This window comes from Streptomyces sp. NPDC015345 (assembly GCF_043078805.1).
GTDB lineage: Bacteria > Actinomycetota > Actinomycetes > Streptomycetales > Streptomycetaceae > Streptomyces.
In genome coordinates, this window is sequence record NZ_JBIBTX010000001.1 from 1,174,781 (window position 1) to 1,197,409 (window position 22,629).

The 22,629-nt window shown below is 72.8% G+C and carries 20 protein-coding genes and 1 tRNA gene; 14 read left to right on the forward strand and 7 right to left on the reverse strand.

Annotated features, from left to right (window positions below; genetic code table 11):
• Positions 1–171 precede the first annotated feature (171 nt).
• Positions 172–696: a universal stress protein gene (locus tag ACF062_RS05240; RefSeq protein WP_223774762.1), complete on the reverse strand. Its 525-nt coding sequence runs from the start codon at positions 694–696 to the stop codon at positions 172–174.
• Positions 697–1,204: 508 nt separating this feature from the next.
• Between ACF062_RS05240 and ACF062_RS05245 the strand changes: the two genes are divergently transcribed.
• From ACF062_RS05245 to ACF062_RS05260, 4 genes are all read left to right on the forward strand, one after another.
• Positions 1,205–1,477 carry a hypothetical protein gene (locus ACF062_RS05245; RefSeq protein ID WP_223774763.1) on the forward strand — a complete coding sequence of 91 codons (273 nt, stop codon included), beginning with the start codon at positions 1,205–1,207 and terminating at the stop codon, positions 1,475–1,477.
• Positions 1,478–1,909: 432 nt separating this feature from the next.
• Positions 1,910–3,139, forward strand: coding sequence for a helix-turn-helix domain-containing protein (locus ACF062_RS05250; protein WP_392135854.1), 1,230 nt, complete (start codon positions 1,910–1,912; stop codon positions 3,137–3,139).
• Between the two features lie 10 nt (positions 3,140–3,149).
• Complete coding sequence (gene orn / locus ACF062_RS05255; RefSeq protein ID WP_205034441.1) at positions 3,150–3,752, forward strand: oligoribonuclease; 603 nt, start codon at positions 3,150–3,152, stop codon at positions 3,750–3,752.
• Between the two features lie 111 nt (positions 3,753–3,863).
• Positions 3,864–3,936 (forward strand) — tRNA-His (locus ACF062_RS05260).
• Between the two features lie 86 nt (positions 3,937–4,022).
• Here ACF062_RS05260 and ACF062_RS05265 read toward each other — a convergent pair.
• Positions 4,023–5,078 (reverse strand): LacI family DNA-binding transcriptional regulator, encoded by a 1,056-nt coding sequence (locus tag ACF062_RS05265; RefSeq protein ID WP_392135856.1) that lies wholly within the window; start codon positions 5,076–5,078, stop codon positions 4,023–4,025.
• Positions 5,079–5,379: 301 nt separating this feature from the next.
• Between ACF062_RS05265 and ACF062_RS05270 the strand changes: the two genes are divergently transcribed.
• From ACF062_RS05270 to ACF062_RS05285, 4 genes are all read left to right on the forward strand, one after another.
• Positions 5,380–6,693 (forward strand): extracellular solute-binding protein, encoded by a 1,314-nt coding sequence (locus ACF062_RS05270; protein ID WP_356573024.1) that lies wholly within the window; start codon positions 5,380–5,382, stop codon positions 6,691–6,693.
• Positions 6,694–6,698: 5 nt separating this feature from the next.
• The gene (locus ACF062_RS05275; protein WP_392135860.1) at positions 6,699–7,703 is read left to right on the forward strand and encodes a carbohydrate ABC transporter permease; all 1,005 of its coding nucleotides are present in this window, start codon (positions 6,699–6,701) and stop codon (positions 7,701–7,703) included.
• Entirely contained in the window at positions 7,700–8,572 is an 873-nt protein-coding gene (locus tag ACF062_RS05280) for a carbohydrate ABC transporter permease (protein ID WP_223774769.1), read from the forward strand. The genes ACF062_RS05275 and ACF062_RS05280 overlap by 4 nt, the downstream gene beginning before the upstream one ends.
• 92 nt (positions 8,573–8,664) lie before the next feature.
• Complete coding sequence (locus ACF062_RS05285; protein WP_392135863.1) at positions 8,665–10,110, forward strand: GH1 family beta-glucosidase; 1,446 nt, start codon at positions 8,665–8,667, stop codon at positions 10,108–10,110.
• A 56-nt stretch (positions 10,111–10,166) separates the two neighbouring features.
• Here the strand turns inward: ACF062_RS05285 and ACF062_RS05290 are convergent, their stop codons facing one another.
• Together ACF062_RS05290 and ACF062_RS05295 are read right to left on the reverse strand one after the other, a co-directional pair.
• Positions 10,167–11,540 carry a sensor histidine kinase gene (locus tag ACF062_RS05290; RefSeq protein ID WP_392135866.1) on the reverse strand — a complete coding sequence of 458 codons (1,374 nt, stop codon included), beginning with the start codon at positions 11,538–11,540 and terminating at the stop codon, positions 10,167–10,169.
• On the reverse strand, positions 11,537–12,241 hold the full coding sequence (locus tag ACF062_RS05295; RefSeq protein ID WP_392135869.1) for a response regulator transcription factor: 705 nt from the start codon (positions 12,239–12,241) through the stop codon (positions 11,537–11,539). Before ACF062_RS05295 ends, ACF062_RS05290 begins: the two co-directional genes overlap by 4 nt.
• Positions 12,242–12,319: 78 nt before the next feature.
• Here ACF062_RS05295 and ACF062_RS05300 point away from each other — a divergent pair, with 78 nt between their 5' ends.
• Positions 12,320–12,895, forward strand: a complete 576-nt coding sequence (locus ACF062_RS05300; protein ID WP_392135872.1) for a hypothetical protein — start codon at positions 12,320–12,322, stop codon at positions 12,893–12,895.
• 9 nt (positions 12,896–12,904) lie between these two features.
• Here the strand turns inward: ACF062_RS05300 and ACF062_RS05305 are convergent, their stop codons facing one another.
• Positions 12,905–13,765 carry a spermidine synthase gene (locus ACF062_RS05305; RefSeq protein WP_392135875.1) on the reverse strand — a complete coding sequence of 287 codons (861 nt, stop codon included), beginning with the start codon at positions 13,763–13,765 and terminating at the stop codon, positions 12,905–12,907.
• A gap of 61 nt (positions 13,766–13,826) precedes the next feature.
• A complete protein-coding gene (locus ACF062_RS05310) occupies positions 13,827–14,321 on the reverse strand; it encodes a hypothetical protein (RefSeq protein ID WP_356573008.1) in 495 nt (164 codons plus the stop codon).
• Positions 14,322–14,633: 312 nt separating this feature from the next.
• Between ACF062_RS05310 and ACF062_RS05315 the strand changes: the two genes are divergently transcribed.
• Positions 14,634–16,163 (forward strand): hypothetical protein, encoded by a 1,530-nt coding sequence (locus tag ACF062_RS05315; protein ID WP_392135878.1) that lies wholly within the window; start codon positions 14,634–14,636, stop codon positions 16,161–16,163.
• A 203-nt stretch (positions 16,164–16,366) separates the two neighbouring features.
• On the opposite strand, the gene ACF062_RS05320 is transcribed toward ACF062_RS05315, so the two are convergent.
• On the reverse strand, positions 16,367–16,960 hold the full coding sequence (locus ACF062_RS05320) for a histidine phosphatase family protein (RefSeq protein ID WP_392135881.1): 594 nt from the start codon (positions 16,958–16,960) through the stop codon (positions 16,367–16,369).
• Positions 16,961–17,180: 220 nt separating this feature from the next.
• On the opposite strand from ACF062_RS05320, the gene ACF062_RS05325 reads away from it, so the two are divergent.
• From ACF062_RS05325 to ACF062_RS05340, 4 genes are read left to right on the forward strand one after another with little or no spacing between them, the layout of a single operon-like run.
• The gene (locus ACF062_RS05325; protein ID WP_392135884.1) at positions 17,181–18,134 is read left to right on the forward strand and encodes a phosphatase PAP2 family protein; all 954 of its coding nucleotides are present in this window, start codon (positions 17,181–17,183) and stop codon (positions 18,132–18,134) included.
• On the forward strand, positions 18,061–19,236 hold the full coding sequence (locus ACF062_RS05330) for a hypothetical protein (protein WP_392136540.1): 1,176 nt from the start codon (positions 18,061–18,063) through the stop codon (positions 19,234–19,236). The genes ACF062_RS05325 and ACF062_RS05330 overlap by 74 nt, the downstream gene beginning before the upstream one ends.
• A 55-nt stretch (positions 19,237–19,291) precedes the next feature.
• On the forward strand, positions 19,292–20,887 hold the full coding sequence (locus ACF062_RS05335; protein WP_392135886.1) for a hypothetical protein: 1,596 nt from the start codon (positions 19,292–19,294) through the stop codon (positions 20,885–20,887).
• The gene (locus ACF062_RS05340) at positions 20,887–22,248 is read left to right on the forward strand and encodes an AAA family ATPase (RefSeq protein WP_392135889.1); all 1,362 of its coding nucleotides are present in this window, start codon (positions 20,887–20,889) and stop codon (positions 22,246–22,248) included. The genes ACF062_RS05335 and ACF062_RS05340 overlap by 1 nt, the downstream gene beginning before the upstream one ends.
• Positions 22,249–22,629: the final 381 nt, after the last annotated feature.

Consider the following 22,629-nt stretch of genomic DNA (forward strand, 5'->3'; position numbering starts at 1 on the left):
ACCCCCCGGGCCGACAGGGCGGTATGCCGGCGACCTCTATGTACCCGCCCCGAGGGCGGGAACCACCTCTACGCGCGAGTAGATTCATCCGCTCAACAGGGCTGCTACGCAGGGGACTTGGGAGCCGTACGGGCCGGCCGAACCGTACGGACCGTCAGCGGATGACGGTGATCAGGGGATGACGATGACGGGACGCTGCGCGCGCCGCGCCAGCCGCCCCGCGACGGAGCCGAAGATGCGCCCCACGATGCCGTGCGTGGAGCCGACGACGATCGCGTCCGCGCTGTACTCGCGGCCGACCTCCTCCAACTCGTGGCAGATGTCGCCGCCGCGCTCGACGAGGATCCAGGGCACCTCGGTCAGGTAGTCCGCGCAGGCCAGCTCCAGACCGAGCACCTCGGTGCGGTGGTCCGGCACGTCGACGAAGACCGGCGGCTCGCAGCCCGCCCACACCGTGGTGGGCAGCCGGTTGGCGACATGGACGATGATCAGGCCCGATCCCGAGCGGTGGGCCATGCCGATGGCGTAGGCGAGGGCGCGCTCACTGGAGGTCGAGCCGTCGAAGCCTACGACGACGCCGTGGCGGAACGCCGGATCGCAGGAATGACGCGGTTCTTCCGCCGCTCGGGGGGTCGCTGTCGGATCGGCGACCTGCCGCTTGCGGTCCGCGGGTTCGAAGAATTCGTGACCGGCCATGGGTGTCTCGGCGAAGGAGTCCTCTGTGGGAGGGTCTGCTGTTCAGGTGGTGCGGCAGTTCAGGGGAGTTCGAGAAAGTTCAAGACCTGAAGGTCGTCCGGGAATCATCTTCCCAACCCCATACCCCCAAGGGTACGGCGACACTCCTTTCCTGCCCAGAGCCTGCGAAGAGCCCGTGCGGGCCCGCGCCGGGCCGTGCACAGGGCCTCCCGGCGTTCACCGGAGCATGCATGAGCCTCGCCCGTATGGCAATGGTTGCTGCCTCGTACAGGCGGTTTGCGCACCCGTCCGGCGGCCGCCCCGCGGCTCACCAGTGACCGGCCGCCCGAACGCGCGTTGAACCCCCGTACGCCACCGCGACAGGGAGCACGCCGTGCCTGGACCCCCGACCGTGTCCCCACCGCCCTCACCGTCCTCACCGTCTCCGCCGTCTCCGCCCGGCCGCAGGCACCGCCCGGCCTCCGGCCCCCGGGCCCGGGGGCCCCGACGGGCGGCCCCGCAGGACTCGGTGGGCGACGTGGTGCGCTGGGCGGCGTTCAGCTGCGTCCTGGTTCCGGTCGTCCTTGTGGGGTACGGGACCTCCCTGGCGGGAGCGGGCGGCGCCGCGCTGGGCCTGGCGGCCGTCACCGGGGTCTGCCGGGTGCTGCTGCGGCAGTCCGAGCGGGGCGCCGCGCGGCAGCTCGCGGAACAGAACGGCGGGCACCGTGGACGGCACAGCAGGACGGGCACAGGGGCGCACCGGGGCGTGCGGCACGGCTCCGGGAGCACGCCGGTCGACTGACCGATTCGCACACACGCTCCCGTAGCTTTTCAGCCAACTTCCGGAGGCCGGGCATTCCTTGGCCGAACGGGCCCTCAACCCCGGTCCGACCAGGACTGAAAGGTGCGCCGAGGGCCTGCGCACCCTACGGGGACCGGCCATGGAGCAGAGGCGCACTTCCCTGTCGGGCCCACGAGTGCAACGCTTCGTGATCGAAAGCTTCACGCCAAGTTGCCATGTCGACAATCTGCCGGGTGCTGAACTGGTCACCCCGGCAGCACGGGACACAGTAGATTCGATCTTGACTGTATTACGGCGGGGGACTGGTGGAGGACCGAGGGGAAACGTGCAGGAGCGACAGGCCCAGCAAGCACGTGAAAAACGTCAAAAACGTCAAGAACGTCAAGAGCGCCAAGAACAGGGAGCCGCTGCGACCGAGGGGGGTTTAGCACCATGAGTCACGACTCCACTGCCGCGCCGGAGACCACGGCTCGGAAGCTCTCCGGGCGCCGCCGCCGGGAGATCGTATCGGTGCTGCTCTTCAGCGGTGGTCCCATCTTCGAGAGTTCCATACCGCTCTCCGTTTTCGGCATCGACCGGCAGGACGCCGGCGTCCCCCGTTACCGGTTGCTGGTGTGCGCCGGTGAGGACGGACCGCTGCGGACCACCGGCGGTCTCGAACTGACGGCGCCGCACGGCCTGGAGGCGATCGGCCGGGCGGGGACGGTCGTCGTGCCGGCCTGGCGGTCGATCACCTCGCCGCCTCCCCCGGAGGCGCTGGACGCGCTGCGCCGCGCGCACGAGGAAGGGGCCCGCATCGTCGGGCTCTGCACCGGCGCGTTCGTGCTCGCTGCCGCGGGACTGCTCGACGGGCGGCCCGCGACCACCCACTGGATGTACGCGCCGACGCTCGCGAAGCGCTATCCGTCCGTCCACGTGGACCCGCGTGAGCTGTTCGTCGACGACGGAGACGTCCTGACGAGCGCGGGCACCGCGGCCGGAATCGATCTCTGTCTGCACATCGTGCGCACGGACCACGGCAACGAAGCGGCGGGCGCGCTCGCCCGCAGGCTCGTGGTGCCGCCGCGCCGCGCCGGCGGTCAGGAGCGCTATCTCGACAGGTCTTTACCCGAGGAGATCGGCGCCGACCCGCTCGCCGAGGTCGTCGCCTGGGCCCTTGAGCACCTCCACGAGCAGTTCGACGTGGAGACGCTCGCCGCGCGCGCCTATATGAGCAGGCGCACCTTCGACCGCAGGTTCCGCTCGCTCACCGGCAGCGCTCCCCTGCAGTGGCTGATCACCCAGCGGGTGCTCCAGGCGCAGCGGCTCCTTGAGACCTCCGACTACTCCGTCGACGAGGTCGCGGGCCGTTGCGGCTTCCGCTCACCGGTCGCGCTGCGCGGCCACTTCCGCCGTCAGCTCGGCTCATCCCCCGCCGCCTACCGGGCCGCCTACCGCGCCCGCAGGCCGCAGGGCGAGCGCGCGCTGGAGGCCGCCCAGGCGTCCTCGCAGGCCGTGCCCACCCTGGTGGAGGCGGGCCCGGTGCCGACGCAGACCCGGCGCACGGCGGCCGCAAGCGCCCTCGGGCCGACGGCTTCCATGCCCGCCGAGCCCGGCAAGCCGCACTCGGACGTCTACGCGCCGGGCCGTCCTCCCCTGCCCGGCCAGAGGAGCGCGCCGTAGGGTAAGACGCATGAACGATCGCATGGTGTGGATCGACTGCGAGATGACCGGGCTCTCGTTGACGGATGACGCACTTATCGAGGTGGCCGCACTGGTCACCGACTCGGAACTGAACGTGCTCGGCGAAGGTGTGGACATCGTGATCCGCCCGCCGGACGCGGCGCTGGAGACCATGCCCGAGGTGGTGCGCGCGATGCACACCGCCTCGGGGCTCCTCGACGAGCTGGCCGGCGGCACCACACTGGCCGACGCCGAGGAGCAGGTCCTGGCGTACGTACGCGAGCACGTCAAGGAGCCGCGGAAGGCTCCGCTGTGCGGAAACTCGGTCGGCACCGACCGCGGCTTCCTGCTGCGGGACATGGCGACGCTGGAGGAGTACCTCCACTACCGGATCGTCGACGTCTCCTCCATCAAGGAGCTCGCGCGGCGCTGGTACCCCCGGGCGTACTTCAACAGCCCGGACAAGAACGGCAATCACCGCGCGCTCGCCGACATCCGCGAGTCCATCGCCGAGCTGCGCTACTACCGCGAGGCGATCTTCGTCCCACAGCCCGGGCCGGACTCGGACACCGCCAAGTCGATCGCGGCCAAGCACGTGCTGGCCGCGGAGTAGCCCTCGCGGGGGCTCCGTGTACGGGGTCCGGAAAACGTGTGCGCGAGCACCCCTTCGGACCCTGTACACTTTTTCTCGGCCGGTCGGAAGAAAGCAAAACGACCGGACATGGTGGGTGTAGCTCAGTTGGTAGAGCACCTGGTTGTGGTCCAGGTGGCCGCGGGTTCAAGTCCCGTCACTCACCCTGAAGGAAAGGGCCCCGGTTCGAGAGAACCGGGGCTCTTTCCGCGTTCCGCGGCTCCCCCCGGGGGGCGGGGGATCCGGGCGGGCTCAGGAAGAGTCCCGCTCCACCAGTTCCGTCGGGAGCACCAGCTGGCGTCGCTCCAGGCGGCGGACGGCCGCCGGGCGGTCGTCGGCGATCTCCGCGAGGAGCAGGTCGATCATGGCCCGCCCCATCTCCTCGATCGGCTGCCGCACGCTGGTGAGCGGCGGATCCATGTGGCGGGCGATCGCCGAGTCGTCGAAGCCGACCAGCGCCACGTCGTCGGGTATCCGGCGGCCCGCCTCCCGCAGCGCCTGCCGGGCGCCCGCCGCCATCACGTCGGAGCCCGCGAAGACCGCGTCCACCTCGGGGCAGGCCGCGAGCAGCTCCCGCATCGCGCGGCGGCCGCCCTCCTCCGTGAAGTCGCCCGGCGCGATCAGCCGCTCGTCGACCGGGCGGCCCGCGTCCCGCAGCGCGGCGCGGTAGCCGTCGAGGCGGCGCTGGGCGCCGTACACGTCGAGGCGGCCGGTGATGGTGGCTATGGCCGTGCGCCCGCGCGCCAGCAGGTGGTCCACCGCCGCGCACGCCCCGGCGAAGTTGTCGGAGTCGACCGAGGGCAGCGGCTCCTCGGCACAGCGGCGGCCGCTGATCACCGCGGGGATCTCCAGCTGGCTCAGCAGGTCCGGCAGCGGGTCGTCGGCGTGCACGGAGACCAGCAGTACGCCGTCGACGCGGTGGGCCGCGAGGTACTGGGCCAGGCGCTGTCGCCGCTGGTCGTTCCCCGCGAAGATCAGCAGCAGCTGCATCTCGGTCTCGCTGAGCTGGGCGCCCACCCCGCGCAGCACGTCGGAGAAGTACGGCTCGGCGAAGAAGCGGGTCTCGGGCTCGGGCACGACCAGGGCGATCGCGTCCGTGCGGTTGGCGGCCAGGGCGCGGGCCGCGGTGTTGGGTACGTAGCCCAGTTCCGCCACGGCGGCCTCGACGGCCGTCCGGGTGGCCGCGCTGACTCTGGGCGAGCCGTTGATCACGCGGGACACCGTCCCCCGGCCCACTCCCGCCCGCGCGGCGACCTCCTCCAGAGTCGGTCGTCCGCCGCCGCGGCCGCGCGCTGCGTGACCTGCCATTGTCCGCCTCCCGTCACACGTCCCCCGGCGAGGAATGTAACAGCCGGATCTTCGCCTGGCGCCTGGGCCGAAACCGCGGCCGCCCGTAACGGCCCGATAACCGAAGACAGAACTCTCTGTCCGGTCCCTTGACACCCCCGCCCCCAACCACGAGTCTTCAACTCATCACCCGTGGGAGCGCTCCCACACTACCTGACACGTACACATCCCGCACGTTCCCCGCCCGAGCCGCAGAGTGAACCAACGGGCCCAGCAGTGCAGTTGGCCGGGGGGTCGGCACGTCAGGCAACAGGAGGACGTCATGCACAGCAGTTCCCGCCGGACCCGAAGGATCGTGACCTACGCGGCCGTGACCGCGCTGGCCACGAGCCTGCTGGCCGCTTGTTCGAGCGACGACGACAGCGGCTCAGCGGGCGGCGACGGCAAGATCACGCTCAATGTGGGCACGTTCGGTGTGCTGGGCCTCAAGCAGGCAGGTCTGTACGAGGAGTACGAGAAGGCCCACCCGAACATCGAGATCAAAGAGAACGTCATCGAGCGGAACGACGCCTACTACCCGAAGCTCCTCACCCAGCTCCAGTCCGGCGCCGGTGTCAACGACGTCGCGGCCATAGAGGTCAGCAACATCACCGAGGTCGTGCAGACCCAGGGCGCCAAGTTCGAGGATCTGGGCAAGGCGGACGGCGTACAGAAGTCGACGTATCTCGACTGGAAGTGGAAGCAGGCCACCACCGAGGACGGCAAGACGATCGGCCTCGGCGTCGACATCGGCCCGACCGCGCTCTGCTACCGCAAGGACCTCTTCGAGAAGGCCGGGCTGCCCACCGACCGCGAGAAGCTCGCGAAGGAGTGGGAGGGCGACTGGGACAAGTACGTCGCGATGGGCGAGAAGTACATGGACAAGGCGCCCGATGGCACCAAGTTCGTCGACTCCGCCTCCAGTGTCTACAACGCCGTCTTCGCGGGTGCGAAGGAGCGGTACTACGACAAGAGCGGCAAGGAGATCTACGAGGACAGCCAGGGCCGCAAGGACGCCTGGGACGCGGCCATGAAGGTCGCGCGGGGCGACATGTCCGCCAAGCTCAAGCAGTTCGACCCGACGTGGGACCAGGGCTTCGCCAACGGCAAGTTCGCCACCGTGGCCTGCCCCGCCTGGATGGCCGGTTACATTCAGGAGAAGACGGGCCCGGACGGCAAGGGCAAGTGGGACATGGCCAAGGCGCCGACCGACGGCAACTGGGGCGGCACGTTCCTCGGTGTGCCGAGCGCGGGCAAGCACAAGAAGGAGGCGACCGAGCTCGCGGTCTGGCTCACCCAGCCCGAGCAGCTCGCGAAGGTCTTCGCCAAGCAGGCCAGCTTCCCCTCCACCCCGGCGGTCTACGACACGCTGAAGCCGTCGCCGGCGACCAAGGCGTACTTCAGTGACGCCCCCATCACGGAGATCTTCGCCGGTATCGCCAAGAACACCCCCTCGGCCGTCTACGGCCTCAAGGACGCCCAGATCGGCCAGTCCATCACGGACATCGGTGTGCTCCAGGTGGAGCAGCAGGGCAAGTCCCCCGAGGAGGGCTGGAGCGCCGCCCAGAAGGAGATCAAGGATGTTCTGGGACAGTGACGCCCATGTCCGAGACCGCTGAGTACGCCGAGACCGCGTCCCCCGGTGAGGGGGACGCGGCCCCGGCCGCGTCCGGGAGCCGCAAGGCCTCCCCCACGTCCTCGTGGCGCAGCCGCCTGTACCGCTGGGACATCAAGGCGTCGCCGTACGTCTTCGTGGCGCCGTTCTTCCTCTTCTTCGGTGCCTTCGGCCTCTTCCCGCTCCTCTACACCGGGTGGGCCTCGCTGCACCGCCTGGAGCTGACCAACCTCGACGAGAGCACCTGGCTCGGCCTGGAGAACTACACCAACCTGCTCCAGAGCGACTACTTCTGGAACGCGCTCGGCAACACCTTCACCATCGGTGTCATCTCCACCGTCCCACAGCTGGCCATCGCGCTCGGCATCGCGCACCTGCTCAACTACAAGCTGCGCGGCTCCACCCTGTGGCGGGTGGCGATGCTCGCCCCGTACGCCACCTCGGTGGCGAGCGCCTCGCTGGTCTTCACGCTGCTCTTCGCGTGGGACGGCGGCATGGTCAACTGGATGATCGGTTCGGTGGGCCTCGACCCCGTCAACTGGCGGGAGTCGTCGTGGGGTTCGCAGTTCGCGGTGTCGTCCATCGTCATCTGGCGGTGGACCGGTTACAACGCGCTGATCTACCTGGCGGCGATGCAGGCCGTGCCGCACGACCTGTACGAGTCGGCCTCGCTCGACGGCGCCTCGCGCTGGCAGCAGTTCCGGCACGTGACGATCCCGATGCTGCGGCCGACGATCCTGTTCACGGTCGTCGTCTCGACCATCGGCGCGACCCAGCTCTTCGGTGAGCCGCTGCTGTTCGGCGGGACGGCCGGGTCCAAGGGCGGCGCGGACCACCAGTTCCAGACGCTCGGCCTGTATCTGTACGACCAGGGCTGGATCAACGGCCACCTGGGGCGGGCGTCCGCGGTCGCCTGGCTGATGCTCGTGATCCTGCTGCTCATCGCCGCGGTCAATCTGCTGATCGCCCGACGTCTGAGGAAGGACCGATGAAGTCCCGCGCCACGGGCCCGACGTCCCGCCCCATGGGCCTGAAGGCCGGCCGCACGATGCACGCGGGGCCGCTCACCTACCTCGTCCTCGCGCTGTTCACCGCCGTCTCGCTGGCCCCGCTGATCTGGACGGCCATCGCGGCCTCGCGCACCAGCGGGCGGCTCGCCCAGACGCCGCCGCCCCTGTGGTTCGGCGGGAACCTCTTCAAGAACCTGGAACGGGCCTGGACCGAGGCGAGCCTCGGCGACGCGATGCTCAACACCACCATCGTGGCGGGCAGCATCACCATCGGCACCGTCCTGTTCTCCACGATCGCCGGATTCGCCTTCGCCAAGCTGAAGTTCCGCTTCAGCGGGGCGCTGCTGCTGCTGACCATCGGCACGATGATGGTGCCGCCGCAGCTGAGCGTCGTACCGCTGTATCTGTGGGTCGCCGACCTCCAGTGGACCAACCAGCTCCAGGCCGTGATCCTGCCGACGTTCGTGAGCGCCTTCGGTGTCTTCTTCATGCGGCAGTACCTGCTCCAGGCGCTGCCCAGCGAGCTGATCGAGGCGGCGCGGATGGACGGGGCGAGCAGCCTGCGCATCATCTGGCACGTGGTGTTCCCGGCGGCGCGGCCCGCGATGGCCGTGCTCGGCCTGCTGACGTTCGTCATGGCCTGGAACGACTTCCTGTGGCCGATCATCGCGCTGAACCAGTCGAACCCCACCGTGCAGGTGGCGCTCAACTCCCTCGGCACGGGGTACATCCCCGACCGGGCGGTGATCATGGCGGGCGCGCTGCTCGGCACGCTGCCGCTGCTCCTGGCGTTCGTCCTGTTCGGCAAGCAGATCGTGAGCGGCATCATGCAGGGCGCGGTCAAGGGCTGAGCCCTCCGGGGGCCCGCGGGCCCCCGGACACCGCCGCCTCCCTCTGTTCCCCATTTCCCGCACTTCCCTCACCCCTCTATGGGAGCGCTTCCATGCCCGAATCCCTCACCCCCCTCACCCCTCCCTCTCCCCTCGCCTTTCCCGCCGGTTTCCTCTGGGGCGCCGCTACCTCCGCGTACCAGATCGAGGGCGCCGTGCGCGAGGACGGCCGCACCCCCTCCATCTGGGACACCTTCAGCCATACGCCGGGACGCACGGTCGGCGGTGACACCGGTGACGTCGCCGTCGAGCACTACCACCGCTACCGCGACGACGTGGCGCTCATGGCGGACCTCGGCCTGAACGCCTACCGGTTCTCCGTCTCCTGGTCGCGGGTGCAGCCCACCGGGCGCGGCCCCGCCGTCCAGCGCGGCCTGGACTTCTACCGGCGCCTTGTCGACGAGCTCCTCGCCAAGGGCATCGCGCCCGCCGTGACGCTCTACCACTGGGACCTGCCGCAGGAGCTGGAGGACGCGGGCGGCTGGCCGGCGCGCGAGACGGCGTACCGCTTCGCCGAGTACGCGGGCTTCGTCGCCGAGGCGCTGGGCGACCGCGTCGAGTCCTGGATCACGCTCAACGAACCGTGGTGCAGCGCCTTCCTCGGCTACGGCTCCGGCGTGCACGCCCCCGGCCGCACCGACCCCGCGGCCGCCCTCCATGCCGCGCACCACCTCAACCTCGCGCACGGGCTCGGTACGCAAGCGCTGCGTGCCGCCCTGCCGGCCCGCGCCCGTGTCGCGGTGAGCCTCAACTCCGCTGTGGTCAGGGCGGTCTCCGGCTCCGCACCGGACATGGACGCCCGGCGGCGCATCGACAACCTCGCCAACGGCGTCTTCCACGGGCCGATGCTGCACGGCGCCTATCCGGCGGATCTGCTGACGGACACGGCCCGGATCACCGACTGGTCCTGCGTCAAGGACGGCGACCTGGCCGCCATCCACCAGCCGCTGGACGCGCTGGGCCTCAACTACTACACGCCCGCGCTGGTGTCGGCCGCCCCCGAGGGCGGCAGTTCGAGCGCCGACGGGCATGGCGCGAGCGACCACTCCCCCTGGCCCTCGGCCGAGGACGTGGCCTTCCACCAGACGCCGGGCGAGCGCACCGAGATGGGCTGGACCATCGACCCGACGGGGCTGCACGAGCTGATCATGCGGTACTCGCGGGAGGCGCCTGGGCTGCCGCTGTACATCACGGAGAACGGCGCGGCCTGCGACGACAAGCCCGATCCGGACGGCCGCGTCCACGATCCGGAGCGCATCGCCTACCTGCACGGCCATCTGGCCGCCGTCCGCCGCGCCATCACCGACGGCGCCGACGTCCGCGGCTACTACCTCTGGTCGCTCCTGGACAACTTCGAATGGGCGTACGGCTACAGCAAGCGCTTCGGGGCGGTCTACGTCGACTACGAGACGCAGGCCCGCATCCCGAAGTCCAGCGCCCACTGGTACGCGACGGTCGCCGGCGCGGGGGCGCTGCCGCGGGAGCTGGTGCTGGACTGAACCCGTGTGGGTGGGTGGGGGCTGGTCGCGCAGTTCCCCGCGCCCCTAAGGGGCGCTCAGCTCCGCCCCCGCCCCCGCCTACGCCGTCCCACCGCACCCCCACGCCCCCGCTCACGCCCACCCCGCTGAAGCCACACCCGAACCTCCGCCCCGCCAAGCACCGAGCCGCCGACCCGCACATCCCCGCCCGTCGACTCCGCCAGGCGCCGCACGATGTCCAGGCCGAGCCCCGTGGAGCCGTCCTCCCCCGAACCCGCGCCCCGCGCCAGCGCCGCCTCGGGGTCGGCGATCCCCGGCCCGGCATCGGAGACGAGGACGATCACCGCGTCCTCACCGCTGTGCACGTCCACCGAGAACGCCGTGCCCTCAGGTGTGTGCCGGAAGACGTTGCCGAGCAACGCGTCGACCGCGGCGACCAGCTCGGCCCGCGCCACCGGTAGGCGGACCGGCCGCTCCACCCCCGCGAGCCGCGCCTCCCGCCCCTCGTCCTCCGCCAGCGCCGACCAGAACGCCATCCGCTCCCGGATCACCTCGGCGGCGTCGCAGCCCGCGCCGGAGCCGACCGCCGCCCCGGTCCGCGGCTTCGCGTCCCGCGCCGTGCGGATGATCGTGTCGACCTCGCGCTCCAGCGTCTCGACGGCCGTACGGGTCTGCTCGGCCGCCGGACCGTCGCCGAGCGAGGCCGCGTTCAGCCGCAGCACGGTGAGCGGCGTGCGCAGCCGGTGGGAGAGGTCGGCCGCCAGCTCCCGTTCATTGGCGAGGAGTTGGACGACCTGGTCGGCCATGGAGTTGAACGCGACCGCCGCCAGCCGCAGTTCGGTCGGCCCCTCCTCCGGCACCCGCGCCCCCAGCTTCCCCTCCCCGAGGTCGTGCGCGGCGCCCACCAGCCGCTTCGCCGGCTGGACCATGCGTACGCCGAGCCGGTCCGCGACCGCCACCGAGCCGATGACGAGCGCGACGCCGACGCCCGCGAGCACCAGCCATGCCGTGGTCACGCCGTTGCTGACCTCGGCCTCGGGAACGTAGATCTCCACGACCGCCGTCCCGGAGCTGAGCGCGGTCGGCTGGAGGACCACGAAGCCGCCGGGCACCCCGGTGGTCCTGGCCCGGCCCTCCTCGCGGGTGGCCGCCACGGCCCGCGCGTCGGCCCTCGGGTCACCGACCTCGAAGGCGGGGGCGTCGCCGATGGCCGGTACGTGGACGGCCATCCGCCCTTCGCCGCCCGCCTCGGACGTGGCGACGGCCCGGGTCAGCTCCGCGCGGTCGGTGGTGATGGAGAGCGTGGGGCCCATGCCCGCGCCGTGCCGCTCCGCGTTCGAGAGGGCGCGGTCCCTGGCCATCTCCTTCACGACGAGGCCGAGCGGTACCGCGAAGGCCACCACGACCATCGTCGTGACGGCCAGGCAGACCTTGACGAGGGCCCACCTCACAGCGGCGAGTCCGCGGCCGGCGGCTCCAGCTTCACACCGACGCCGCGCAGGGTGTGCAGATAGCGGGGCCGGGCCGCCGTCTCGCCCAACTTCCGCCGCAGCCAGGAAAGGTGTACGTCGATGGTCTGGTCGTCGCCGTAGCTCTGCTGCCACACCTCGGCGAGCAGCTCCCTGCGCGGCACGACGACGCCGGGCCGCCCGGCGAGGAAGGCGAGCAGGTCGAACTCGCGGCGGGTCAGGTCCAGGCGCGCCCCGTCCAGCTCGGCCTGGCGGCGCAGCGGGTCGATGCGGAGCCCGCCGACCCGCAGGACGTCGCTCGGCGGCGCCTCGCCGGCCATGCCACGGGCGCGGCGCAGCACCGCCGCCATCCGTGCCGACAGGTGTTCGACCGAGAAGGGCTTGGTGAGGTAGTCGTCGGCGCCGTCGTTGAGGAGCCGTACGATCTCCGCCTCGTCGTCCCGCGCGGTGGCGATGATCACGGGTACGTCCGTGATGCCGCGCAGCATCTTCAGCGCCTCCGACCCGTCGAGGTCGGGCAGGCCGAGGTCCAGGATCACCACGTCGAAGCGGAAATGGGCGACCTCGCGCAGCGCCTCCAGGGCCGTGCCGACGCTGCGCACGGTGTGCGAGGCATCGGTCAGGTGCCGGATGAGGGCGGAGCGCACGAACTGGTCGTCCTCGACGACGAGCACACTTGCCATGGGCGGCACCGTACGCCATACGGAGGAACGCGGTCCTCGGGGGACAACGCCGCACCGCGTGGTGCAGTATGGCCCGCGATGCGCAGAGGATTCGTACACGCAATCGCATGGTCGCTGGCCACGGGCGCGGCGGTCACGCTGTCGTGGTGGGGCGTCCACACGGTGCTGACGGGCACCGCCTACGACCCGCCGCGCGCCCTGCCGCTCGCGGCCGACGGCGGCGGCGGCCGGGACCGCGCGGAGGCGCTGTCGTCCTCGACGCACCGCCCCGACCCGTCACCGGCCGAGAAGTCGCCCCGGTCCCCCGAGCCCACAGAGCCCCCGCGAGCCCCGAAGTCCTCCGCGCCGGCCAAGACCCGCACCGAGGCGACGCGCGGCGACACCCCGCCGCCCGTCGGCACCGGCAAAGACACGGGCACCGACACCGACACGGGCACGGTGCGGAGCTACCGCACCGACGGCGGCCGGGTCGCCTTCGACCTCGGCAAGGAGTCCGCGACGCTGGTCTCGGCGACGCCGGCGGCGGGCTGGTCGGTGCGGACGTGGAAGCAGGACACGTGGATCCGCGTGCAGTTCACCTCGGGCGCGGACAGGGTGTCGGTGTTCTGCACCTGGCACGACACCGCGCCCCGGGTCGAGATCAACTCGTACTGACGCGCGACGTCACCTGAAGACGGACGGCGGTGGCGCCGGCGAGGCGACCGCGCCGGCGTCCGTCACGACGGCCGCCCCTCCGCTGAAGTCCCGCAGCCCGCGCCCGTGTTCGACCCTGGCGGGGTGCGGGTCGCTCGCGCTGCGCCGGGTCAGCTCGGCGACGGGCAGCTCCTGGGCGCAGCCGAGGAGCACGGCGTTGCCGAACCGCTTGCCGCGCAGCACGGCGGGGTCGGCGACGAGCGCGAGTTCGGGGAAGAGCGCGGCGGCGGTGGCGAGCTGGCCGCGCAGGTGTGCGAGCGGCGGCCCGTCGGCGAGGTTGGCCACGTAGTACCCGCCGGGCGCCAGGACCCGGCGTATATCGGTGAGGAACTCCGTGCTGGTGAGATGCGCGGGGGTGCGGGCGCCGCTGAAGACGTCGGCGATGACGAGGTCCGCCCAGCCGTCGGCGATCTTCGCGAGGCCTTCGCGGGCGTCGGTGCCGCGCACCCGGACGCGGGCCTGCGGGTCCAGTGGCAGCTCGCGCCGGACGAGTTGGATGAGCGCGGTGTCGCGCTCGACGATCTGCTGGGTGGAGCGGGGCCGGGTCGCCGCTATGTACCGGGCGAGGGTGAAGGCGCCGCCGCCGAGGTGCACCGCCCGTATCGGCCTGCCCGCGGGCGCGACGAGGTCGGCGATGTGGCCGATCCTGCGCTGGTACTCGAAGTCGAGGTACGTGGGGTCGTCGAGGTCCACGTGGGACTGCGGGGCGCCGTCCACGAGCAGCGTCCACGCGCGCGGCCTGTCCCGGTCGGGCATGAGTTCGGCGAGCCCGCCGTCCACCTTCTCGACGACGGCCTCGGACCCTTCCCGGGATCGCCTGTTCCTTGCCATCAGACCATTATCGGCGTACGCGGACGAAGCGGCCCGGCGGCGCGGGGGGGGGGGGGACCGGTCAGCGGCAGTTGTCGGCGGCCTCGATGGTGCGGGCCGCCTGGCCGAGCGCGGCCCGAAGGACGGCGGGGTCGGTGACGGGGTCGGTCTCGCCGCCCGGTGGCAGGAGCCAGCCGGTGCCCGCGACCGGCGGTTCGGGGACGGCGGGCCCGGGGTCCGGCTCAGGGACGAGGCGCGCGCCGCGTCCGGAGGTCTGCGTGCAGGCGCTGCCCGGCAGGTCCCAGCCGTCGGCGGTGCCGGGCGGCACCAGGAAGCCGAGGGTGTCGCAGCTCCCGTCGTGCAGGACGGGGCCGATGGTGTCGCCCGCGCCGCGGCGCAGGATGTCGACCGCTTCGAGGCCCTGCCGGGCCGGGACGGTGACGAGGTCACAGCATTCGTCGTCGCAGGGGCCCGCGTCGCGGGGTGGCGCGCTGCCGTCCTGGGTGGGCCGGTGCCGTGCCGTCGTCCGCGAGGCCGCGGACGTGCCGCTGTCCGTACGGGAGTCGCTGTTCTGCATGCCGATCTCCAACAAGGGGGACCCCTCCACGCGAGTGCGGGAGCTGTTCGGATCTCCCACTCCACATGGTTCAACGCGACTCTGCGTCAACAGGCACTGCGGCACGCCGCCGCAAAGGATGGCAGTTCATGGCAGATCGTGGGTGAGATATCCGGTTTGTAGCCAAACTCCGCGTGTCGAACCCGTCACAGCGGGTACGTTCGTGCTCCGCCGGAACAGGGGGCAGCCCCGCGAGAATCCCGTGCGCGGGTGCCGCGTCCAGTGCGCCAGCGTGTGCGCGGTCCGGCACGCTCCGCACGAGAGGGTCCGGCCATGGCGTCGTCACCGATGGCATCGTCAACTCAGTCCCCGCGACCGAACCTTGCCTTCCGGCAGCTGCGCGGACCGCGCTCGCCCGGCGAGTTCGCCGCGGCGGTCCGGCGGGCCGCGCGCGAGATCGGTGAGCGTGTCAGCTGCGACGCGCGCTATGTCGGACGCGTGGAGGCGGGCGAGATCCGTTGCCCCAACTACGCCTACGAGCGTGTGTTCCTGCACATGTTCCCGGGCCGGACGCTGGCCGACCTGGGGTTCGCGCCCCGTGCGCAGGTCCGCGGCAGGGGGACGCGCGCCGACGCCGAGGCGCCGCCCGTCCCCGCCGTGATCCGTCCGCACGGGCCCTACCGGACCAGCACCACGGACCGGACCAGCACCACGGACCGATCCAGCACCACGAACAAGCCGCACACCACGATCCAGTTGTACGAGTCCCATCCGTCCGGGTCCGACCCCCGCGCCTGCGATCCGTACGCGATCCAGACTCACGAGGAGAGCGACGTGCAACGTCGCGCATTCATGACCGGCTCCACCGCCGCCGTGGCCACCGCGTCCCTGGCACCCATCGGGCTCGCCCTGGGCGGACCGGCCGAGGCCGCCGCCCGGCTCGGCCGCAGGATCGGCGAGGCCGAGGCGGACGCGGTCGAGGAGGCCGTGCGCAAGATCAGGCTGCTCGACGACCGGCACGGCGCCGACGGCCTCTACCGGCGCGCCGCCGCCCCGCTGCGCACCGCCTATACCCTGCTCGACGCGGGCACCACCCGGCAGTCCGCCTCGGACCGGCTGCACGCCTGCGCCGGGGAGCTGGCCATCTCGGTCGGCTGGTTGGCGCACGACTCGGGCCGCTTCGACGACGCCCGCTCGCACTACGCCGAGGCACTCGCCACGGCAAGAGTCGCCGGGGACCCCGGCCTGGAGGCGCACGCCTTCTGCAACACCGCCTTCCTCGCGCGCGACGCCGGGCGCCCCCGGGAGGCCGTGCGTGCCGCGCAGGCGGGCACCCACGCCGCGCGGCACGGCGGCTCGCACCGGCTGCTCTCGCTGCTCGCGCTGCGTGAGGCCGGGGGCTGGGCGGGGCTCGGCGACCGCGTGGGCTGCGAGCAGTCGCTGGCCCGTGCGCACGCCCTCTTCCAGCGGGGGGCCTCGGACGCCGACCCGGAGTGGATGAGCTTCTACGGCCCGGCCGAGCTGGAGGGCCTCGAGGCGCAGTGCTGGTCGGCGCTCGGCGACTGGGAGCGGGCTGCCCGGCACGCGCGGCGCGCGGCGGCCACGGCCTCCGCGAAGACTCCGCACTTCACCCGGAATATCGCGCTCTACACCGCCGAGCTGGCCGACGACCTGGCGCGCGCGGGACGCCCCGACGAGGCGGCGACGGCGGGCCTGCGGGTGCTGACCCTCCTCGACGAGGTGCAGTCGTCCCGCATCCAGTCGATGCTCGCCGCGACCGCGCGGGTGCTGCTGCCGCACCGCAGGGCCTCCGGGGTGGGCGGCTTCCTGGAGCGGCACGCCGCGCTGCCGCGGGCCGTGTAGGCGTACGCCCGGTGAAGGGCCCGGACCGCTAGGGCCTGTCTGACAATTCGCGTCGTCGCCCGGAGGGCGGCCTCGCGGCGTCAGGTGCGTGCTCTCGGCGTGCCGGGCGTAGGGCCTCGTACTGGATGTACTTGGCTCTGCGCCCGGTGCGGCGCGAGTGCGTGCATGGCGTCGCGAGGCAGGCGGGAATTGTCAGACAGGCCCTAGGCCAGGTGGCCCGTCTCGTTCCACGACTCGATGGCGGGCTCTCCATAGGCCCAGCCGAGGACCGAGAGGGACGTCGGGTTGAGGCGGATGCGGGCCGCGAAGCCGATGTCGAGGCCGAGCCAGCGCGCGCCGATGACCCGCAGGATGTGGCCGTGCGCGAAGACCAGCACGTCGCGGTCCGCGCTCCTGGCCCACTCGACCACCTCATCCGCGCGGGCGGACACCTGTGCGAGCGTCTCGCCGCCGGGGACGCCGTCGCGCCAGATGAGCCAGCCGGGCCGGATGGCCTGGATGTCGGCCGGGGTCATGCCGTCGTAGTCGCCGTAGTCGAACTCCATGAGCGTGCCCCACGGGCGGGCACGGTCCCCGAAGCCGGCGATCTCGCAGGTCTCACGCGCGCGGGCGAGCGGGCTCGTGCGTACCTCGACGTCCGGGAGGCCGTCGTAGGGCGCGCGGTGCAGCCGCTCGCCCAGGAGCTTCGCGCCCCGCCTGCCCTCGTCGAGGAGCGGGATGTCCGTCCTGCCGGTGTGTTTCCCGGACAGTGACCATTCCGTCTGTCCGTGCCGGGCCAGCAGGATGCGGGGTGCCATGGGGGGACTCTCCAAGCTTTTCGTGCTCTCCGCGGACCGGGCGCGTCCGCCCCTCCATCATCGCCCACCCGTGATCGACGCCTCGTCCGGCCTGGCAACCCCTGGGCCGATCCCTGCGTCCCCTACCTCCGGGGGACGGCACCCCCGCGGTCCTCGCGTACGCCGTAAAGTGACGCGCCGGGCTACACCGAGTGAACAGAGATGATGGGGGACCGACCGGATGCCGAAGAAGGACGTACCAGGCACCGGCCGCATAATCGGGCACCAGTTGCGCTGGTGGACCGAGCTGCCGCTGATCGTGCTGGTGTACGCCGCGTACTCGGCGGGGCGGCTGCTCGCGCGGGGGGACGTCTCCAGCGCCGTCGACCACGGTGTCGGGATCCTCAGGGCCGAGCAGTTCCTGCGGCTCGACGCGGAGAGCCCGCTGAACCGTCTCTTCACCGCCCACGCCTGGATCGGCGTCCCCGCCGACTTCTGGTACGCCTCGCTGCACTATCTCGTCACGCCCGCCGTGCTGGTCTGGCTCTTCCGCAGCCGCGCGGTGCACTACCGCGCGGCACGCGCGTGGCTGATGATCTCCACCCTGATCGGCCTGGTCGGCTTCACGCTCCTGCCGACGTGTCCGCCGCGGCTTTTGAGCGCGGGCCACGGCTTCATCGACACCATGGCGCAGTACAGCGACTACGGCTGGTGGGGAGCCGAGGCGAGCGCGCCGCGCGGGCTCGGCGGCATGACCAACCAGTACGCGGCCATGCCGAGCCTCCACGTGGGGTGGGCGCTGTGGTGCGGCGTGATGCTGTGGCGGCACGGGCGCTCGCCGCTGGTGCGGGCCGCCGCGGTCGCCTATCCGCTCATCACCACGCTCGTCGTGATGGGCACCGCCAACCACTACTTCTTCGACGCGGTCGCGGGCGCCGCCGTGATGGGCGTCGGGCTGCTGCTCGTACGGCCCGTGCAGCGGCTCACGGGGCCGGTGATGGAGCGGCTGCGGGAGCGGTTCACGCGGACCGCCGCGGTCGCGTCCGCCCCAGAGTCCTCAATTGTCAGTGGCGAGTGCCAGACTTCGCCGGGTGAGCGATTTCCCCGACAGCGCAAGCACAGTGCCGTCCCCGGCGCCGAGCCGAGCGTCCACCCCGCCGACGCGGCGGACAGCGCTGCGGCACCGGCTCGCTGAGCTGCGCGGCGGTGACGTACCCGCACTGCCGCTTGACGCCCGCGCGCTCGCCGCGCTCGCGGCCAATCCCGGCTGCAGCCGGCGCGCGCTGCTCGACGGGGCGGGCGTGGACAAGACGGCGCTCGCCCGGTCGCTCGGCGCGCCCTCCGGCTTCGGGCAGTCCCAGTTCGCGTTCATGCGGGGCAACGCCTTCGAGGCGCGGGTCAAGGCGGACGGCGGCGCGGAGCTGCTGCGGCTGACGCACGGGCGCCTCGGCGGCGGTTTTGAGCCGGTGCCGGGTGAGTCCGCCGTCCCCGACCTCGCGGCGGCGGGCCCCGAGGGCCGGGCGGCACGCACGGCGCTGGCGCTGCGCGAGGCCACGGAGTCCGGCGGCTGGACGCTCCTCGACCATCCCATGCTGGCGCTGGACGTCGCGGGGACCCTCGCCTTCCTGGAGCCGGACGCGGTGGTCGTCCATCCGGACGGCGGCTGGACGGTCGTGGAGATCAAGTCCTTCCCGATGATCGACGGTTCGGCGGACGCGGCGAAGGTGGGCGCGGCGGCCCGCCAGGCCGCGGTGTACGCGCTGGCGCTGGAGCGGGTGGCCGAGCGCCTGGACCCGGCGCCCCGCGTCCGGCACGACGTCCTGCTGGTCTGCCCCAAGGACTTCTCGAACCTCCCCACGGCGTCGGCGATCGACGTCCGCAAGCAACTGGCGGTGACCAGGCGCCAGTTGGCCCGCCTCACCCGGGTCGAGGACATCGCGGCTCAGCTGCCCGAGGGCACGACCTTCGATGTGCGCCGTTCCGCCGCCGAGCTGACGGCGGCGGTCGAGGCGGTCCCCGCGACGTACGCCCCCGAGTGCCTGGCCGCCTGCGAGCTGGCCTTCCACTGCCGGACCCGCGCCCGCGAGGAGGGCGAGGTGACGTCCCTGGGCCGCTCGATCCGCGGCGAGCTGGGCGGCCTGACCACGATCGGCGAGATCCTCGCGGCGGCCGCGGGCACCTCGGGCGACCCGGACGACCCGGCGGTGGCGACGCTGCGGAGGGCGGCGGCGTTGCGGTCCGAGGCGCTGGCGGGCGCGGGCGCCGCGGCCGGCGCCGGTGCGCTGGAGGCTTCGTGACGCTGACGCCGCCCGCCGTGCGCCCCCACGCCCCGCAGACGAAGAAAGGCCGCTCGTGTCGCTGATCGACAGCCTCGCCCGTCTTGAGGCCGTGAGCACCGGACGCGCGCAGCCGCGCGCGACGGTGCGCCACCGGCACATCTCCCAGCGGCCGCTGGTCCTCGTCCCGCTGACCACCGCCGGCGAGGCGGGCGCACCGCTGGGCGCGCTCGTCGGCACGGAGCGCACCGCGCCCCGCCTCCTCGTCGTACCGCAGCCCCGCGACCGCGACCTGCGCTTCGCGTTCCTCGCCCGGCTCGCCGAGACCGTCCTGCCGTACATCGACGCGTACGCCGACGACGTCGAGGCGGCCGAGCGCAGTGAGACCGACCCCGAGACCGGCAAGCGCGTCAAGGTCGAGGTCGAACTGTGCGCGGACGCCCCGCAGCTGATCGTCCCGAGCCGCGCCGGCGTCGAGTTCGTGCGGCTCCTCGGCCGCTCCATGCGGTTTCGCCGCACCGCCGAGCAGGACCCCGACGCGCCCTATCCCGCCCCGCCCCGCGTGCCCCTCCTCGGCCGCTGGCTGACGCACTTCGGGGAGCGTGCCCGCGTCCCCGGCTCGTCTCTGCTCGTCGCCATGACCGACCTGCTCTCGCGGCACTGGGCCACTGGCCAGTCCAGCCTGGAGGACCAGCACCTGGGCGCCCTGCTCGCCTGGATCGAGGCCCCGGAGGGCACCTCGGGCGCCGAGGCCGCGCTCCGCGCCGAGCTGGCACGCGACAAGGACGGCCAGCTGCTGTGCCCGCCCGCGGGCCCGGCCACCGACCCGGCGTTCGACAACGACCTGCTGGCCCCCGCCATCGAGCGCTACGACCGCGCGCGCACCGCCCTTGCCGCCGCGCAGGACGGCGTCGAGGCGGACACGCGGCTGGCCGGGCTGACGGCCGCCGAGCGCGAGATCCACGCCCTGATCGAGAGCAGGACCCGCCCCACCTGGGACGCCGTGTGGCGCGGCCTGGACGCCCTGTGCACGCTGCCCGTGGCCGCGCACGACGCCGACCGGTGGACCCGCGACCGCTGGTCGTTCACCGGCCACCGCGACCGCGTGACGGCGGGCGAGCCCCCGCAGCCCCGCGTCGACGACGCGATCACCGCGGCGAACAAACTGGCCACGCGCGAGCGCGAGCAGGCCCGCCTCGACGCCCAGGAGGCCCTCGACGACCCGCTGGTGATGGCGGGCCGCCGCCTGGCGGGCGAGGCCTTCGCGGGCGAGGTGACCGAGGTCGTCATGGCGTACAGCGAGGCCAAGAGCCCGAGGCCGCGCCCACTGGTCACCGTCCGCACGGACGACCGCCCGCACCTCGGTGAGCGCACGAAGGTGTACCGCTCGCTCCAGGGCAAGCCGCAGACGGCCGAGTTCGTGGCGTACGAGGGTGAGGGCCCCGGTCACTCGATCGTGCTGCGCCTGGTCGACAAGATGGGCCGCGGCAAGGAGCCCGACGCGGGGTCGGTCCCCGAGAAGGGCGAGCGGATCTGCTGGACGCTGTTCGAGCACGAGCAGCGCGGCGGCCCGAAGCTGCCGGACCCGGAAGCGACCCCGTGGACCCACGGCGGCCCGCCGTCGGGCGCCGCGGAGAGCCCTGACCCCGTCACCGCGGAGGACACCCTGTGATGCAGCTCGCCCCGCCCGCGGGCCACGCCTTCGACCCCGGCGCCGAGGCCGCGCGCGCCACGGACGCGATCCTCCACGACACGCTGCACGGCACGCACCGCGGTGTCGTCGTCGACTCCCCGCCCGGTGCCGGGAAGTCGACGCTGGTGGTTCGCGCGGCACGGGAACTGGCCGCGGCGGGCCGACCGCTGATGGTGATCGCGCAGACGAACGCGCAGGTGGACGACCTGGTGCTGCGCCTCGCCGAGAAGGACCCGGAGCTTCCGGTGGGCCGCCTGCACAGCAGCGACCCGGACCCGTACGACAAGGCGCTCGACGACTTGCCGAACGTCCGCAAGTCCACCAAGGCGGGTGACCTGGCCGGTCTTGACGTGGTCATCTCGACGGCCGCGAAGTGGGCGCACGTCAAGGTGGACCAGCTCGACGCGCCGTGGGGGCACGCGATCGTCGACGAGGCGTACCAGATGCGGTCGGACGCGCTGCTGGCCGTGGCGGGCCTCTTCGAGCGGGCGCTGTTCGTGGGCGACCCGGGCCAGCTGGATCCGTTCTCGATCGTCGGCGCGGAGCAGTGGGCGGGCCTGTCGTACGATCCCTCGGCCTCCGCCGTGGCGACGCTGCTGGCCCACAACCCCGAGCTGCCGCAGCACCGCCTTCCGGTGTCCTGGCGGCTGCCGGCGTCGGCGGCGCCGCTGGTGTCCGGCGCGTTCTATCCGTACACGCCCTTCCGCAGCGGCACGGGCCCTGGCGACCGGACGCTGAACTTCGCGGTGGCGTCGGACGGTTCGGCGGCGGACCGGGTGATCGACGAGGCGGCGCGGGCGGGCTGGGGCCTGCTGGAGCTGCCCGCGCGGAACACGCCGCGTACGGACCCTCAGGCCGTGCGGGCGCTGGCGCTGGTGGTGCGGCGCCTGCTGGACCGGGGCGGTGCGGCCACGTCGGAGCGCGGACCCGAGCCCGCCCCGCTGACGGCCGACCGGATCGCGGTGGGCACCGCCCACCGCGACCAGGCGGCGGCGGTCCGCGCGGCCCTCGCGGAGCTCGGCGTCACGGACGTCACGGTGGACACGGCGAACCGCCTCCAGGGCCGTGAGTACGACGTGACGGTCGTCCTGCATCCGCTGTCGGGGCGCCCGGACGCCACGGCGTTCCACTTGGAGACGGGGCGGCTGTGCGTCCTTGCCTCGCGGCACCGGCACGCGTGCATCGTGGTGTGCCGTGCGGGCGTCGACGCGCTCCTCGACGACCACCCGTCCACGGAGCCGGTTCAGCTGGGCGTCACGGTGAAGTTCCCGGACGGCTGGGAGGCGAACCATGCGGTGCTCGCGCGGCTGTCGGAGCACAGGGTGAGGTGGCCGGTGTGAGGGTGCGGCGGCCGCCGGGGGTGGCGGGAGGCGGAGGCACCGCCGAGCCACGAAAAAGCCGCCGCCGCAGCTGCCGGACCTTGCGCAGACGCGTCTGCGGCTCCGCGGGGGCTGGGCGCGCAGTTCCCCGCGCCCCTGAGGGAGGTGCGGCCGCCGCCAAGCCGAGGGGAAGCCGCCGCCGCGACTGCCGGACTCTGCGCGGACGCGGCTGCGGCTCCGCGGGGGCTGGGCGCGCAGTTCCCCGCGCCCCTGAGGGAAGCGGGGCCGCCGCCAAGCCGAAGGGAAGCCGCCGCCGCGACTGCCGGGTCCCGCGCAGACGCGTCTGCGGCTCTTCGTGGGCTGAGCGCGCAGTTCCCCGCGCCCCTGGCGGCGGCGGACCCA